This is a genomic window from Dehalobacter sp. DCA (assembly GCF_000305775.1).
GTDB lineage: Bacteria > Bacillota > Desulfitobacteriia > Desulfitobacteriales > Syntrophobotulaceae > Dehalobacter > Dehalobacter alkaniphilus.
In genome coordinates, this window is record NC_018866.1 from 393,986 (window position 1) to 408,727 (window position 14,742).

Genomic DNA, 14,742 nt, shown 5'->3' on the forward strand with positions numbered 1-14,742 from the left:
TCCTTTTTATTGCGCTTCGGTATAGGTAGTAAAGACTGTCGGATCAACGAGTTCGCCGTCAACATAGGCCTGGTAGTGAAGGTGGCTGCCGGTGCTCCGGCCGGAATTTCCGCTGTACGCGACAATCTCGCCTTTCTGAACCGTGTCTCCGACTTTGACTGTCAGTTTGGAATTATGGGCATAAAACGTTACAACGCCATAGCCGTGGTCAATCTGCACCCTTCGTCCCCAATAACCGTCATAGCCTGCATAAGTGACAGTCCCGGCAGCAACCGCCTGGACAGGTGTGCCATAATCGCAGGCAATATCAATACCGGAATGAAATTCACTGCTCCAGCCGCCAAAAGGATTGCGGCGATAGCCAAAAGGTGAGGAGATTGGGCCATTGACCGGAAGAATATTCGGTGTCCGGTTCAGCTTGTCTTTGTATTCTACGGAAGCATCATAATACTCCTGCAGGGTTTCCACATGAGAATTGAGCAGATTTGAAGCCTGATCAAGGCTTTCCGGCTCGGAATATGACTGTACGGAGTAACTGCCGCGGCTGACTTCCGTCGTACTTTTCTGCTGGATTTTAAGAATGCCAGCAATTTTAGATTCCAGTGAGGAGATGGTTAACAAGTTCTGATTGATTTCGGATGTCTTTTCATTTAATCTCGCGATTTCCAGATCCTTGGCCTGCAACTGATCTTCAAGCTTATCAACATAGGCAATTTTTTGCTGATAAACATTGATGTAATGAGCCTGGTAAATGTCATAAGCAAAAAGTCCCGTAAAAAAGATACCCAGTGCAGCTGAGCTGGTAACAATCATTTTTTTCGCTTTGACTGAAAACTGAATCTGCCGGGGTGCTTTGCCGTGGTCAGGGTGGATAATAATAATTGAGTATTTGTGCTTCAAAATATCACTCCTGAATAAGACACAAAAAACGAAAATATATTATATTTTCGCGTTTTTGTGAGTCATTAATCCATTTTCTAGGATATACGTGTTTGCCTGTCTTGTCAAGGCAGGAAGAAAAATCAAACAAACATCAAAGAAATTTTTACAAGATAAAAAATAATATCATACCTGTTTTTACGTGTGGTGAAAGTGGTTATAGACTTCTTGGGCGGCCACTGCCGACAAACCGGACTTAATAAATTCTTCAGGTGCAGCATTTTTGATCTCATCCAAAGAATCAAAAGTTCTGAGGAGCATTCTTTTTCGTTTTGGCCCGATTCCGGGGATACCATCCAGCTCCGATGCGGTCATGTTTTTAATTCGCTGCTGCCTGTGGAAAGTGATCGCAAAACGGTGCACTTCGTCCTGGATTCGCTGGATCAGATAAAACACCTCGACTCTGGTGTCAATAGAAAGCTCACGGCCTGTTTGATTGATCAGACTGCGCGTTTCGTGCCGGTCGTTTTTAACCATACCGGCAACAGGAATGGTCAAGCGGAGCTCCTTCAGAGCATCAAGTGCGGCTTTGACTTGTCCTTTTCCGCCATCAACCAGAATCAAATCCGGCATTGCGGATTCTTCTCTCTGCAGACGGGAATAACGGCGCCCGATAATATGCTTGAGGTAGGCAGTATCATCATTGTTGTTCGCGAGCGGAGCAATATTAAATTTGCGGTAGTTTGCCCGAAAGGGTTTTCCGGCTTTAAACTGAACCATACCCCCGACAATATTGCTGCCGAACAGTCCTGAAATATCGAAGGCTTCGATCGTATCGGCCTGAGCGATTCCGAGAAGTTCACATAATCCTGCCATTGTTTTCTGAATCTCTTCATTTTTGTCTTTTTCCAGGTCCATCTTTTCTTTCAGAACAGTCTCAGCATTAGAGGCGGCCATTGCCAGAAGTTGTTTGGTTTTACCTTTTTTGGGTATGGTCAGAGGAAGGATGTCCATGACTGCGGTCGATTGGATTTCAGGAATACAAATCTCATCCGGAATGACCATCTCGTCCGTATAGTACTGAACCAGAAACGAAAGAAATGATTCTTCCGGTTCATCATAGTAGGCAAAGAAGAAACTGTCCCGGGTAACCAGTTTACCCTGACGAAAACAGAAGACCTGAATATTCATTAGCTCTTCATTAAACGCGTAGGCCACGATATCGCGGTTTCGCAAATCACTTAGCGTAATATTTTGTTTTTCACTGATGGTTTTCAGGTCTTGAATCAGATCCCGGTATTCTCTGGCTGCCTCAAACTGCAGCGCTTCGGCGGCTTTGGTCATTTTTCCTTCCAGCCAGTTGATGATGCTTTTTTGATTGCCGCGGAGGAACATGGTGGCTTTATCGAGGACCTCCTGATATTGTTCAGGCTCAATAGGATGGATACACGGACCGAGACATTGTCCAATATGATAATAAAGACAGGATTTGGTAGGGATCTGACTGCATTTGCGTAAAGGAAGCAGCCGGTTCAGCAGGCGGGCAGTTTCCCTGGCCGCTGTTGCATTGGGATAGGGACCAAAATATTTGCCGGCTTTTTTAGAAACTTTACGGGTGACAATAATCCGGGGGTGTTTTTCGGATGTAATTAATATATACGGATAAGATTTATCATCCTTCAACATAATGTTATAGTACGGGTCGTGTTTTTTGATGAGGTTGCATTCGAGCAGGAGAGCCTCAACCTCAGAAGATGTCAGGATATATTCAAAGTCGGTAATTTCACTGACAAGTTTTTGGGTCTTCTGATCATGGGACCCTGTAAAATAAGACCTTACCCGGTTTTTCAGCACCTTGGCTTTGCCAACGTAAATAATCTTACCGGCAGCATTTTTCATCAAATAAACGCCAGGATTATCCGGCAGCAATTTCAGTTTCTTTTGCAGCAAATCCATCAAAATTTTTCACCTCAGTTAAATTGTAGGGGGAATATTTAAAAGATGCAACGTCATATTCTCCAATAAATGGACGTATATTTTCTTGGGGTGGTATTATGCGCAGCAACGCCTGGGGACGTCCTCCTCAAAATGATATCTGGGGCGATATTAAAGTGCTTGCATTATGGATATTCATCGTCGGCATTGTCGGATATTTGCTATTCCCGGATTTTTTTCATAATGTTTACGATCAGCTAACCTCCGCAACTGCAAATACTGAAGAAATAGGCGAAATTACGCTGCCAACCTCAAGTGAGGTTAAGGATACCACAACAGGGGATGGGACGGATACAACGAGTGTCTATAATTCCATCTATACTGGGGACAGTGAAATCTCAGACGGATACTGGGCGTTGTTTGTCGGCGACAACGAGTTTCAGCAACTTTCTTTGTCGTCAGAGAGCTATGCGTATATTATAAGGCTTATCGATGGAGATCGGAAAGGGGAAGCAACAAAAATATTACTGCTTTCCGCTAATGGCAATATTCACAAATACCTGGTCACGGAAGAAGTTTATAATATCCTCTTGAATTTAAATATGATCAATAACCGTTCCGGAACAATCTAGTATTTATTTAAACAGCAGCTTTGCCCCACCGACAAAAAGTGCAAGACCCAGCAACTGCCACGGATTCCAACTTATTCTTTGGACCCCGAAAAGCCCAAAGTGATCAATAATGACCGCAAGGCCGACTTGTCCAAGGATAATGGCCGTCGTGGCATTGCATACACCGATTTTGGATATCGTTATGGAGACTAAGGCAACGATTCCGACACTTAACACTCCTCCCAAATAGAGATACCAAGGGATTTGCAGCCATTTATGCCCAAACATAGGTACTTTCCAAGCCAATACGGCCAGAAGGGCAATTATACTGCCAATGATGTGTACGATCAGCGTCGAAGAAAGCAAAGAAGTTTTTTGCGTCAGCTGTGAATTCAGCGTTCCCTGCACGGCCATTGCAGCTCCGGAGATTGCTGCCAGAACAGCAGGCAGCGAAAAAAAATTTAACATACTCTAACCTCCCCTAAATTGGCACATATATTAAAATAAGATTTGATGTTGGGCAAGAACACCAAGTCAGTAAAAAATATAGTAGTATTTGTTCCGTCTTACAGGGAAAAATGTTGATAAGCAGCTAATGAAAAGAGGTGGCAGAATGAATATAGATCCTGAAATGGTCAGAAGGGCGCAGATGTTGCTTACTTTAGATCATTCTTTGCCTCAGGTTAAAGAGATTCTTTTACGGGAAGGTTATTCGGATGATCAAGTGGCTGATCTGATAGATGCGACAGAAGAAGTACTCAATTATTTTGTTCCGCCTGTGTTTGACGACAATAAAATCGCGATAGATATCCGCCATTCCAATAAAGACCTTGACGGTGATCCGAGCCCCGATCTGCTTGTAGACCGATTCAGCGGCAAGATAGAGCTACTTACTCCTCATCTGCAGGAAACCTGGAGGGTTGCCAACGAAATTCGCAAAACCTTAAAATGTCAATGCCAGTATCTATAACCGTTCTATAACAATCAAAAGAACAGAGATGAATGTCTCTGTTTATTTTTACATATTGTCTATTAAATTATGTAGACAGCTATTGGCAAATCAGCAATTATTCATTACTATTATATAAATACGAAATTAACCAAATAATCCGAAAAGTATTAAATGCGGAACATGTATCCAAAGCAGTCTGACAGAACGGGAGGAAAGAAATGAAAATTGCCATTCTTTCTGATACACATATTCGCTATGGACGGAAACTCCCATCATTTGTCTGGAATGTTTTAAGTGAGGTTGATACAATTATTCATGCAGGAGATGTTGTGACGAAGAGTCTGATTGAGGAACTGGATTTGATTGCACCGGTCATTGCAGTCAGAGGAAACTGTGACTGGTTAATGGAAGAGCTGCCGGAGAAAATCATAGCCAAACTAGGTTCTCTAAGGATTGGTGTTACGCATGGTTATCTTGGATCCGGAAAGAATACCCCGGAAAGGGCTTACAATTTCTTTTCGGGAGAAGATGTAGATATGATTATCTTTGGACACAGCCATATACCTTATAAAAATGTCTATGAAGGGGTATTACTGTTCAATCCTGGATCTCCAACAGAAAGAAGAGGACAGCCACAGTTTTCAATGGGCTTATTAAACTTAAGTGAAAAAGGAAATTTTGATATCCAGCATCTGTTTTTTTAATTTGTTTTTTTATTATTTTGTCCATCGCGCAGTTTGAGGTTATCATATGAAATTTCGCCGCAATAAAATTAAAAGGGAACACAGCATCATTACCGGCGGCCTGGACTGGCTGGAGGATTTGAGTAAGCGCCGCGAAATCACAGACATTATTCCCGGGGTGATTGATGTAACCAATACCAGGGAACGCGGTGCGACCTATCAATACGAGACACCGACCGGATGTAAGATCCTACTGAAAAATGGTGGATCTGTTCAGGAGGCCTTTATCGTTACCCGGAGCCCTGAAGTAGTCAAGGAATGGGCGGCAAAGCTCATGGAAGAAATCAATTATTTTCAGGCTGCTCTCGAAGAGACCCGGGATTCCCTCCCACAGAAAGATCACCAGGAAATGGAAACTCGGGCTGCCAAACAAAAAGCTCCGGTCCGGACAAAGTCGGCAAATGGATCAGTCCGGGAAACTTCAGAAACCTTTCTCAGCAGCAGGGACGCTCTGCTTGCCGGGATTAAAGAAGATTATCAGCTCGTGAAAATCAATCGGGGTCTTCGGGATTCCTATGTGGAAAGCCTTGCCAGCATGGGAGATCTGGAAGATCCTAAATTGGAAGACGCTTTGCAGCCGGAGATACGCCAGGCGTTGGAGAAACTGCAGGAAAAGCTCCAGGGAAAGAGAAAAATTCGGCAAAAGCAGCCAAAGCGAAGATGATTGTTTTGGTTTGAAATGGCAGTCATAGCTTTATCAAAAATGACTAAAACTATTTGAAGATTGTCAATGATTATGGAGGATAAAAATTATGGCTAAAGTACTGTATATTAAAGCAAATCCCAAGCCGGACGAGCAGTCGAGGACGTTTCGCCTTTCAGGGAGTTTTATCACCGCCTACAGGCAAAACAATCCTGGTGATGAGATCATTACCCACGATCTCTACCAGGAAGGTGTCAAGCCGCTGTCTGCTGAGGATCTACAATCTGTTTTTGGTCCAAAGAACGCGGATTCCGTCAATCATCCCGTTTTAAAGTATGCTTATGAGTTCCAGGCCAGTGATAAAATCATTATCGCTGCTCCAATGTGGAATCTTAGTTTTCCATCCATTCTCAAATGTTATCTGGATTATATTACAGTCACCGGGATTACCTTTCATTACACCGAACAAGGCCCCGTGGGCTTATGCCAGGGGAAAAAAGCTGTTCATATCGTAACCCGGGGCGGCGCTTATTCGGAAGGAGCAGGCGGTGCTTATGAAATGGGTGACAGGTATTTAAGAACAATTTTCGGTTTTCTGGGCATCACCGACTTTACAACAATCGCTGCGGAACAACTTGATGTTATCGGATTTGATGCGCAGGGAGAACTCTCCGAGAAAATGCAGGAAGCCGAAGAAAAAGCCAGAACATTTTAAGCTAGATACTGGTATTAATTAAAAAATAAATATACGAATGACCCGGCTCTTCCGGGGTATTATTCTGTCTTGATGCTCCGCTTAAAGATTACAGGTAAAAATATACATCCATATGAATCATTTTTAAAAATACTTCCAAAATTATGATTGTTATCCAAAATTATGATTGTTATCCAAAAAATATCATGTTATGATTTTCAATATGACTGGTATTAATTTAAAAAAGAATAGAGATGGGGTTAGTGAAGGAAACGAATCTTAAGCAGGGGTTTTATCTAGTCCTGTTAAAGGCCATGATACTGCTATCAGCGTTTTCTATTATTGGAAATCTTGCAGTAGGCTACCCATTAAGCCTCAATATTAAATGGATTTTTTTACTCGTTTTAGCAGTATGCAGTGTATTGTATGAAAGACATAGAGGTTTTTCCGACCGCAGCAAATTTTTGTTTTTTTTGGTTCTGACAGGGATTGTTCTGCCTTTTGGTTTTATCGATGCCGGAGGAAGTAACAGCTTTACGATTGCGTATGTATTTTTTCTCTTGATTGTCGCCAGTTACATTCTGGACGGCTGGTACCGCAATACAATTATCGCTGCGATTATTCTAGCTTTTATCGGTGTCCACACTTACGCCCATTATTTCCCTGAAAGAATACCCGTACTGGATCCCGGCAGTCTTTTCGTGGACCAGCTGATTCAGGTTCCAATTGTCCTGTTTTTGAGTTTCTTAGTTGTACGCTATTTTGCTGACGCTTACTACCAGACGAATCGAAGGCTCATGCAACTCGCTCATTTTGATGAGCTGACAGGGCTGTTGAACCGAAGAAATTTTAATGATATCCTGCAGAAACAGTTTGAATCCGGAAATCACAACGGTCATTTGATCATGCTTGATGTGGATAATTTTAAGATGATTAATGATAAAGAAGGACATCTAGCCGGAGACGATGGACTGAAACATTTGGGGGCTATTTTAAGGCGGCATTTTGATAATGGGAAAAATATGATCAGCCGTTGGGGCGGTGATGAGTTTATTGTTGTTTATTTTGGTGAAAGTGGACACGTGGAGACGGTTTTGGAACAAGTCAAAACAGAATTTAAAGACTATGTGAAAAATATTGAACCGATGGTCGACCTTAGTTTCGGGATTGCCCCGTTGCTGGGATGCCAGACCCCGAATGATGTACTGGCAAAAGCGGATGAGGTCATGTATGAAAAGAAAAGAGAAAAGAAGAACAGTTAGCCTGATTTTCTTTTCTTAGAGATTATCGATGTACACTTGTGCTAAAAAACAGCGAGGTGTGCTTTTTTTTTGCCTCGGATTTTTAATTATTGCCAACTATTTGTCATTGACATTGTAAAGAAAAATTATTTTTCTCACTGATTAGGTAAGTCTATTGACGGTTTTCCTCTGTTCTTGTCTACCCCGCGGCCGGTCGGATCAAAGAATTTTGCTCCCTTGGCTTCTTCGGGCAGGTAGTCCTGTTCGACCCAGTTGCCCGGATAAGCATGCGGGTAAAGATAGTCTAAACCGTGGCCAAACTTCTTGGCGCCGGGATAAGAGGCATCTTTCAGATGCAGCGGCACTTGGCCGGCTTTGTTCGCTTTGACGTATTCCTGAGCCTGATTGATCGCCGCAACAACAGAATTGCTCTTCGGAGCAGTCGCAATAGCCAGGACAGCTTGTGCCATCGGTATTCTGGCTTCAGGCAGGCCAACCCACTCTAAGGCATTGGCTGCGGCATGGGCCTGGAGCATGACTGACGGATCAGCAAGGCCGACGTCCTCGGAAGCATGCACGATGATCCTGCGCATGATGAACCGCGGGTCCTCGCCGGATTCCAGCAGAACAGCAAACCAATACAGGGCCGCATCAGGATCGGACCCGCGCATACTTTTGATCATCGCCGAAATCATGTCGTAATGGTTGTCACCGTTTTTGTCAAAACGAAAGTGTCTTTCCTGAACGGACTCTATGGCGGTTTCCAGATCAATCCTGCGGATCCCGTCTTCAGGAGCTGTGGTCAGAACTGCGAGTTCGAGCGCATTTAATGCCCGGCGCAAATCTCCGCCGGCGAAATCCACCCAATGCTGAAATGCTTCTGCTGTAATCTCTGTATGGTAATTACCAAGACCTCGCTCATTGTCCTTCAAGGCATTCTCAAGCCCCAGACGGAGTTCATGTTCTGAAAGAAGATTCAGTCTGAAAATCGTGGAACGGCTTAAAAGGGCGGAGTTGATTTCAAAGTAAGGGTTTTCAGTGGTTGCTCCGATAAAGGTGATCATACCGCGTTCAATAGCCGGGAGTAGAACATCTTGCTGGCCTTTGTTGAAACGGTGGACTTCATCGCAGAACACAAGCGTCTTCTGCTGATAAAGATGCAGCCTTTCCTCGGCTTTTTCCAGGATATCTCTGAGTTCTTTGACGCCGGAAGAAACAGCATTGATCCGGATAAAATTCGAGGTCGTTTTATTAGCGATGACCTGAGCCAGGGATGTTTTACCTGTTCCAGGCGGACCGTATAAAATGATCGATGTCACCCGGTCTGCTTCAATGGCGCGGCGCAGAAGTTTGCCGGGGCCAAGAATTCCCTGTTGGCCGATAAATTCTTCGAGGGTACGGGGACGCATTCTGTCGGCCAGGGGAGCAACTTTGCCGGAGTCAAAAGCAGCCGAAAAAAGATTCATTTTCTTTTTCCTCCAAAATTATTCTTGCAGATATACTTGATCATTGATAAACCAATAATAAAAAGGAAATGTTATGAAAGATGAATCCATTATAACAAATAAAATTGCAAAAGAATAACCAGAATGCTTATTGACAAATTCCGATTGGTTTAGTAGGATATAAGCGTACTGACGAAGGGTAACATTTTGCATGGCATGAGGTGAATTGCGTGAGATTTTCTACCAGGGGCAGATATGGCGTACAAATCATGGTTGATTTAGCCCAGCACGCGGCTGATGGTCCGGTTTCCCTGAAGTCTGTCGCTGACAGGCAGAAACTATCTGAGCATTATCTGGAACAGCTCGTTCCTGAGCTGCGTAAGGCAGGGCTGGTTAGAAGCATCCGGGGGCCCCAGGGCGGGTATGAACTGGCCAAGCGCCCTGAACAAATCAATATCGGTGATGTGATCAGGGTACTGGAAGGGCCGATCGCACCAGTCGAGTGCGTTACCCAGTCGGAAGAAGACTGCTGCCAAAAAACAGATTTCTGCGTAACGCGGGAAGTATGGGTGAAAGTTAGGGATTCCATCAACGGTGTCGTTGATTCCATTTCTTTGGCTGATTTACTAAAAGAGGCAGGTAGCGGCGGAGAAAACTTGGGATTTCTTCAATAGATGTCTGAGATGATGATTTTGCTACGATCTGTCAGATAATTGTCGACAGATAAGAGCTGCTTAATGGAGGATAAGATGAAACGAATATATTTGGATCATAGTGCCACAACGCCGGTTGACCCGCAGGTGGCAGAATTAATGATGGTGTACTTTACAGAGTACTACGGAAACCCATCCAGCGTACATTCCTTTGGAAGACAAGTTCATAAGGCCATCGACGAAGCCAGAGAACAGGTTGCATCTCTGATTGGAGCAAATCCTTCGGAGATTACCTTTACCAGCGGCGGAACGGAAGCTGATAACCTGGCCATTCAGGGTGCCGCCAGAACAAGAGCAAAAAAAGGCACTCACCTGATTACTTCGGCGATTGAGCATCATGCTGTTCTGGATACTTTTAAATACCTGGCTAAAAACGGCTACGAAATAACCATTGTGCCGGTCGATGAGGAAGGCTTGGTAAGTGTTCAGGATATAGAAAAAGCAATCCGTCCGGACACGATTTTAATCAGTATTATGCACGCCAACAACGAGGTCGGGTCGATTCAGCCTGTCGCTGAAATAGGCCGAATTGCCAGGGAAAAAGGGATCCTGTTCCATGTCGATGCCGTCCAGTCTCTTGGAAAATTGCCAATCGATGTAAATCAGATGAATGTTGACCTGTTAACGATATCGAGCCATAAAATCTATGGCCCGAAAGGGGCCGGAGCTTTATACATCCGCAAAGGCGTCAGGATTTCTTCGCTTGTTTTTGGCGGTTCGCAGGAGAGAAAAGTCCGTTCCGGTACGGAAAACGCTCCGGGGATCATTGGTTTTGGCAAAGCCTGTGAGCTGGCCGGACAAAGGATGGCAGACGAGAATATTGAACTGGTCAGACTCCGTGATAAATTATTCGACGGAATCCTCGCCAGCATTGATCGTGTCAAGGTGAACGGCCCGCGTGGCGCCAAGCGTCTTCCGAACAATGTCAATATCAGCATTAATTTCATTGAAGGAGAATCACTGCTCTTAAGTCTCGATTTGGTTGGCATCGCCGGTTCCAGCGGTTCGGCCTGTACTTCGGGATCTTTGGATCCTTCGCATGTTTTACTGGCCATGGGTTTAAGCCACGAGGTTGCCCATGGTTCTCTGAGGCTCTCGCTTGGCAGACAGAATACGGATGAAGAGATCGATTATGTGTTACAGGAGCTTCCGAAGATCGTGCAGCGCTTAAGAGAAATGTCTCCTTTATATCATAAAGCAATTTGAACTAGCTTAAAGCAAATAGATTGTTCCTCAAAGCAAGCTGAAAGACAGAAATAAGACAGGAGTGAATCAGATGTATTCAGAAAAAGTAATCGATCATTTTACGAATCCCCGCAACGTAGGTGAAATTGAAAATGCAAATGGCGTTGGGCAAGTCGGCAACGCCAAGTGCGGCGACATTATGCGGATTTCAATGGTTGTTGAAAACGATATTATCAAAGATATCAAGTTTAAGACATTTGGCTGCGGGGCTGCGGTAGCGACCAGTAGTATGGTTACGGAAATGGTCAAAGGCAAAAGCGTGAATGAAGCCCTGGATATTTCGAATGCTGCTGTTGCCGAAGCCCTTGGAGGTTTGCCTGAAGCCAAGCTGCACTGTTCCAATCTTGCCGCAGATGCTGTTCATGAAGCTATCAAAGACTACATCCAGAAAAAGACCAAGGTCTGAGGAAGGATGAAGGTTAAACGTATGAAAGTTGCTGTTGGAATGAGTGGCGGCGTGGATAGTTCCACCGCCGTTGCTTTACTTCAAGAAAATGGTCATGAGGTGATCGGAGTCACCATTGTGACCCATGAAGGCGGACTTGCTGAAACTGCTGCGCTGGAAGCAGCTGAGCAGCTCAGGATACCGCTGCATGTGCTTGATTTCCGGACGGTTTTTAAACAGGAAGTCATTGATTCTTTTGCAGAGAGCTACTACAGAGGGGAAACGCCAAATCCGTGTGTGCTGTGTAACCGGAAAATCAAATTCGGAGAATTGCTGAAACAGTCGCGCGGACTTGGTGCCGACTATCTTGCGACCGGTCATTACGTTCGGAAAATGGTTGACGAAACTTCAGGCCGCTGGCTGATTCAAACCGGACTGGACGCGAAAAAAGACCAGAGTTATGTGTTATACTCCTTAAGCCAGGAGCAGATTGCCCATGCACTTTTCCCGCTTGGTGATTATACGAAAGAACAGGTCAGGGACTTGGCGAGGAACAGAAAATTGACAGCTGCTGACAGCAGTGAGAGTCAGGAAATCTGTTTTATTCCTGACGACAACTATGCGGAATATATTAGGGCGGCAATGGGCAAAGATTCTGAACCAGGTGATTTCACGGATTTCTCCGGCCGCATTATCGGCAGACACAGGGGATTGATCCATTATACGGTCGGACAGCGCAAGGGATTAGGGGTAACATTTGGTAAACCAATGTTTGTGGCTTCGATTGACCCGGTTGGCAACAGGGTAATACTTGGAGAAGGAAATGATCTCTATACCGATATTCTCTGGGCGACAGGTCTGAACTGGATTGCCCTGGAAAGGCTGTCCGGCCCCTTGAAGGTGCAGGCGAAGATTCGTTACAAGGCGAATCCTGCAGCAGCTGTTCTTTATCCTGAAAATAATCTTGTCAGGGTTCAGTTTGAGACCCCGCAGCGGGCAGTTACTCCCGGTCAGTCGGTTGTGTTCTATGACGGGCCGACGGTGTTGGGAGGAGGGGTCATTGTATCGGATAAGTGCGGAATCCGCCAAGATCTTCTTAAGGCAGAATAAGAAGTGATTGCCGAAGGGCTGACCCGTGCGAAATACTTCTTTCAGCGATATTTCAGTTTTATGTCATAATATAGAATGCAATATTGCTGAAAGGAATATTATCCCGATATTCCGGCAATAATACCGGATATAATCCTAAGGCAAATGAGGGAATTATGCGGAGGATGAGAGATATTGTCCGGCTTCCGGTGATTGATTTGAATTCCGGGGAACGTCTGGGCTGGGTAAAAGATATCCTATATAATGAAAAAGACAATACGGTTTCCGGCGTCATCGTGGAAAAAGATTCTCTGCTCACGCACCCGCTGGAAGACATGAGCAGAGATGATATCGTATCTTTCGGCAAGGATTCCCTTGCTGTTAAAAACCCAGAAGGGAAAAAGATTTCAGGTGCATCCTGGTCTCAGAAAGTCGGAAACAAGGTTTTTAATGGAGAAGGCGATATCAAAGGAACGATAGGCGATATCTATGTGGACAACACAGTCCAAAAAGTACTTGGTTATGAAATATCAGACGGTCTTTTTGCGGATTTGATGAAGGGCAGGGAGGCTGTATTTGAGGAAAACATTCTTTGCGAGAGCCAGGATGTTGTTGTGATTGAAGGAGGTTCATTGTCATGATTTGCCCGGTTTGCGGGGGACGACAGACCGGAAAGGTCGGTGTGGAACAATACTATTGCTGGGACTGTTTTATTGAATTCAACAGTCATACCGATCAGGTAGTCGTATTTGATTTGGAAGAAGATGGGACACTGGTAGCGTGGGAAGATTTCTTCCTTGAAAGCGAGCAGATCGTTCAGGCTCAGGCAGCTGCTGAATGACGCCGAATTGCTATGTCTAGAGTTCTTCATACCGTGCATGCGTAGAATAGAGTTGGCGCTTCGCTTATACCATGGATGGCAAGTAGCGGCAAGGCCAAGAAGCTAAGGCCACGGCCTGTCCATCGGGGGTTGGGATTTTCAAATTCATTTTGAAAAGACCGCCCTTTATTTGTCTTAAAACATAACTGGGAGGCGAGTATGGGACAGACCAAGCTGCGTTGGATTTTTGGCATCTTGTTGGTTATAGCAGGTTTCCTGCTGTTTATGAAAGTTAAAAAGATTGCTTTTTCTTTTGCAGCAGGCGCCGTTATAGCCTATCTTTTAAGTCCCATGGTCAATTGGCTCGAAAAAAAAGGCCTGCGCCGACGGTGGGCAATTGCCTTGATTTTCCTTTGGATTGTGGTTTTGCTTGCTGTGCTGTTTTTGTTGCTGCTGCCCACGTTTTACCTGGAGCTTGGAAGACTGTCCGTCGTACTTCCAGAGAGGCTGGAAGTCATTTACCATTATGTACAAACCGGGAAAAGTGTTTACCCGCAAAATATCCTGCCTGAAGAGCTCAGCAGATTAATGGATAAAAAACTGATTCAGGGGCAATCCTATCTGACCGGCTGGCTGGAAAAGGTCATGGAAAATATTCCGGCTTTGCTTTCTTCCATCGGATTAATGGTTCTTTCTCCAATTCTGGCCATCTATTTTTTGACGGACTGGAGAAAAATCACGGACGGGGTTTTAATGCTTGTTCCTGGCAGGATGAGGGAGCAGTGGCACAAGGTATTACAGGAAATTGATTATGTGATCAAACGGTATATCCAGGGCAATATGATTGATGCGGTCATCGTCGGCCTTCTGATCGGCATAGGGATTAAGCTCATCGGTATGGAATATGCGCTGATTATCGGGATCATTTGCGGAATTACCAATCTGATCCCGTATTTTGGTCCGATCTTAGGCGGCATACCGTCAATTTTACTGGGCTTAAGCAGATCCCCTCTGATGGCTGTAAAAGTCACCCTGGTAATCTTCATCGTCCAACAGCTGGACAGCAATCTGATTAATCCGCGTCTGATGAGCAACAAAATCGGTCTTCATCCGCTCTGGGTTGTTTTTGCTCTTTTGGCCGGCGGGGAAATCGGCGGTTTGCTCGGAATGCTTTTTGCAGTTCCACTGGCAGCGGTCCTGCGTATTATAATCAGAAATATTTATTATTATCTGATTGCACCGCGAGATCTGAAGTCAACGAAGAATTAAGTAGGATTTGCGGCTATCAGGTCTGTTGACAGGCAACTTCTCTTTTGGCTATACTTATTTTAGTGTATCAGAAAGTGT

The 14,742-nt window shown here is 44.7% G+C and carries 17 protein-coding genes; 13 read left to right on the forward strand and 4 right to left on the reverse strand.

The window, feature by feature from the left end:
* Positions 1 to 6 precede the first annotated feature (6 nt).
* Entirely contained in the window at positions 7 to 900 is an 894-nt protein-coding gene (locus tag DHBDCA_RS01910; RefSeq protein WP_015042455.1) for a M23 family metallopeptidase, read from the reverse strand.
* A 177-nt stretch (positions 901 to 1,077) separates the two neighbouring features.
* Positions 1,078 to 2,835: an excinuclease ABC subunit UvrC gene (gene uvrC, locus DHBDCA_RS01915; RefSeq protein ID WP_015042456.1), complete on the reverse strand. Its 1,758-nt coding sequence runs from the start codon at positions 2,833 to 2,835 to the stop codon at positions 1,078 to 1,080.
* A 98-nt stretch (positions 2,836 to 2,933) separates the two neighbouring features.
* On the opposite strand from uvrC, the gene DHBDCA_RS01920 reads away from it, so the two are divergent.
* Positions 2,934 to 3,446: a hypothetical protein gene (locus DHBDCA_RS01920; RefSeq protein ID WP_015042457.1), complete on the forward strand. Its 513-nt coding sequence runs from the start codon at positions 2,934 to 2,936 to the stop codon at positions 3,444 to 3,446.
* A 3-nt stretch (positions 3,447 to 3,449) separates the two neighbouring features.
* On the opposite strand, the gene DHBDCA_RS01925 is transcribed toward DHBDCA_RS01920, so the two are convergent.
* Complete coding sequence (locus DHBDCA_RS01925) at positions 3,450 to 3,893, reverse strand: DMT family transporter (protein WP_015042458.1); 444 nt, start codon at positions 3,891 to 3,893, stop codon at positions 3,450 to 3,452.
* Between the two features lie 145 nt (positions 3,894 to 4,038).
* On the opposite strand from DHBDCA_RS01925, the gene DHBDCA_RS01930 reads away from it, so the two are divergent.
* The 5 genes from DHBDCA_RS01930 (at position 4,039) to DHBDCA_RS01950 (ending at position 7,719) form a co-directional block, all read left to right on the forward strand.
* Positions 4,039 to 4,395, forward strand: a complete 357-nt coding sequence (locus DHBDCA_RS01930) for a hypothetical protein (protein WP_015042459.1) — start codon at positions 4,039 to 4,041, stop codon at positions 4,393 to 4,395.
* Positions 4,396 to 4,595: 200 nt separating this feature from the next.
* Positions 4,596 to 5,081, forward strand: coding sequence for a metallophosphoesterase family protein (locus tag DHBDCA_RS01935; protein WP_015042461.1), 486 nt, complete (start codon positions 4,596 to 4,598; stop codon positions 5,079 to 5,081).
* A gap of 46 nt (positions 5,082 to 5,127) precedes the next feature.
* Positions 5,128 to 5,784, forward strand: coding sequence for a DUF2103 domain-containing protein (locus DHBDCA_RS01940; protein WP_015042462.1), 657 nt, complete (start codon positions 5,128 to 5,130; stop codon positions 5,782 to 5,784).
* Between the two features lie 88 nt (positions 5,785 to 5,872).
* Complete coding sequence (locus DHBDCA_RS01945; RefSeq protein ID WP_015042463.1) at positions 5,873 to 6,478, forward strand: FMN-dependent NADH-azoreductase; 606 nt, start codon at positions 5,873 to 5,875, stop codon at positions 6,476 to 6,478.
* 233 nt (positions 6,479 to 6,711) lie between these two features.
* A complete protein-coding gene (locus DHBDCA_RS01950; protein ID WP_242824944.1) occupies positions 6,712 to 7,719 on the forward strand; it encodes a GGDEF domain-containing protein in 1,008 nt (335 codons plus the stop codon).
* A 134-nt stretch (positions 7,720 to 7,853) separates the two neighbouring features.
* Here DHBDCA_RS01950 and DHBDCA_RS01955 read toward each other — a convergent pair whose 3' ends face one another.
* The gene (locus tag DHBDCA_RS01955) at positions 7,854 to 9,164 is read right to left on the reverse strand and encodes a replication-associated recombination protein A (RefSeq protein WP_015042465.1); all 1,311 of its coding nucleotides are present in this window, start codon (positions 9,162 to 9,164) and stop codon (positions 7,854 to 7,856) included.
* Positions 9,165 to 9,373: 209 nt separating this feature from the next.
* Here DHBDCA_RS01955 and DHBDCA_RS01960 point away from each other — a divergent pair, with 209 nt between their 5' ends.
* From DHBDCA_RS01960 to DHBDCA_RS01990, 7 genes are all read left to right on the forward strand, one after another.
* Positions 9,374 to 9,817, forward strand: coding sequence for an RrF2 family transcriptional regulator (locus DHBDCA_RS01960; RefSeq protein WP_015042466.1), 444 nt, complete (start codon positions 9,374 to 9,376; stop codon positions 9,815 to 9,817).
* 75 nt (positions 9,818 to 9,892) lie between these two features.
* Positions 9,893 to 11,062, forward strand: a complete 1,170-nt coding sequence (nifS, locus tag DHBDCA_RS01965; RefSeq protein WP_015042467.1) for a cysteine desulfurase NifS — start codon at positions 9,893 to 9,895, stop codon at positions 11,060 to 11,062.
* A 70-nt stretch (positions 11,063 to 11,132) separates the two neighbouring features.
* A complete protein-coding gene (gene nifU / locus DHBDCA_RS01970; RefSeq protein WP_015042468.1) occupies positions 11,133 to 11,507 on the forward strand; it encodes a Fe-S cluster assembly scaffold protein NifU in 375 nt (124 codons plus the stop codon).
* 21 nt (positions 11,508 to 11,528) lie between these two features.
* Positions 11,529 to 12,596 carry a tRNA 2-thiouridine(34) synthase MnmA gene (mnmA, locus tag DHBDCA_RS01975; RefSeq protein WP_015042469.1) on the forward strand — a complete coding sequence of 356 codons (1,068 nt, stop codon included), beginning with the start codon at positions 11,529 to 11,531 and terminating at the stop codon, positions 12,594 to 12,596.
* 155 nt (positions 12,597 to 12,751) lie between these two features.
* On the forward strand, positions 12,752 to 13,216 hold the full coding sequence (locus tag DHBDCA_RS01980) for a PRC-barrel domain-containing protein (protein WP_015042470.1): 465 nt from the start codon (positions 12,752 to 12,754) through the stop codon (positions 13,214 to 13,216).
* Positions 13,213 to 13,416, forward strand: coding sequence for a hypothetical protein (locus DHBDCA_RS01985; RefSeq protein ID WP_015042471.1), 204 nt, complete (start codon positions 13,213 to 13,215; stop codon positions 13,414 to 13,416). The genes DHBDCA_RS01980 and DHBDCA_RS01985 overlap by 4 nt, the downstream gene beginning before the upstream one ends.
* A 198-nt stretch (positions 13,417 to 13,614) precedes the next feature.
* Entirely contained in the window at positions 13,615 to 14,664 is a 1,050-nt protein-coding gene (locus tag DHBDCA_RS01990) for an AI-2E family transporter (protein ID WP_015042472.1), read from the forward strand.
* Positions 14,665 to 14,742 lie beyond the last annotated feature (78 nt).

Bases quoted from the DNA above. Each gene is read 5' to 3' on its own strand.
- DHBDCA_RS01930 (WP_015042459.1), top strand. From the start codon at position 4,039: ATGAATATAGATCCTGAAATGGTCAGAAGGGCGCAGATGTTGCTTACT.
- uvrC (WP_015042456.1), bottom strand. From the start codon at position 2,835: ATGGATTTGCTGCAAAAGAAACTGAAATTGCTGCCGGATAATCCTGGC.
- nifS (WP_015042467.1), top strand. From the start codon at position 9,893: ATGAAACGAATATATTTGGATCATAGTGCCACAACGCCGGTTGACCCG.
- DHBDCA_RS01955 (WP_015042465.1), bottom strand. From the start codon at position 9,164: ATGAATCTTTTTTCGGCTGCTTTTGACTCCGGCAAAGTTGCTCCCCTG.
- DHBDCA_RS01940 (WP_015042462.1), top strand. From the start codon at position 5,128: ATGAAATTTCGCCGCAATAAAATTAAAAGGGAACACAGCATCATTACC.
- mnmA (WP_015042469.1), top strand. From the start codon at position 11,529: ATGAAAGTTGCTGTTGGAATGAGTGGCGGCGTGGATAGTTCCACCGCC.
- DHBDCA_RS01935 (WP_015042461.1), top strand. From the start codon at position 4,596: ATGAAAATTGCCATTCTTTCTGATACACATATTCGCTATGGACGGAAA.
- DHBDCA_RS01980 (WP_015042470.1), top strand. From the start codon at position 12,752: ATGCGGAGGATGAGAGATATTGTCCGGCTTCCGGTGATTGATTTGAAT.
- DHBDCA_RS01920 (WP_015042457.1), top strand. From the start codon at position 2,934: ATGCGCAGCAACGCCTGGGGACGTCCTCCTCAAAATGATATCTGGGGC.
- DHBDCA_RS01985 (WP_015042471.1), top strand. From the start codon at position 13,213: ATGATTTGCCCGGTTTGCGGGGGACGACAGACCGGAAAGGTCGGTGTG.
- nifU (WP_015042468.1), top strand. From the start codon at position 11,133: ATGTATTCAGAAAAAGTAATCGATCATTTTACGAATCCCCGCAACGTA.
- DHBDCA_RS01925 (WP_015042458.1), bottom strand. From the start codon at position 3,893: ATGTTAAATTTTTTTTCGCTGCCTGCTGTTCTGGCAGCAATCTCCGGA.
- DHBDCA_RS01945 (WP_015042463.1), top strand. From the start codon at position 5,873: ATGGCTAAAGTACTGTATATTAAAGCAAATCCCAAGCCGGACGAGCAG.
- DHBDCA_RS01990 (WP_015042472.1), top strand. From the start codon at position 13,615: ATGGGACAGACCAAGCTGCGTTGGATTTTTGGCATCTTGTTGGTTATA.
- DHBDCA_RS01950 (WP_242824944.1), top strand. From the start codon at position 6,712: ATGGGGTTAGTGAAGGAAACGAATCTTAAGCAGGGGTTTTATCTAGTC.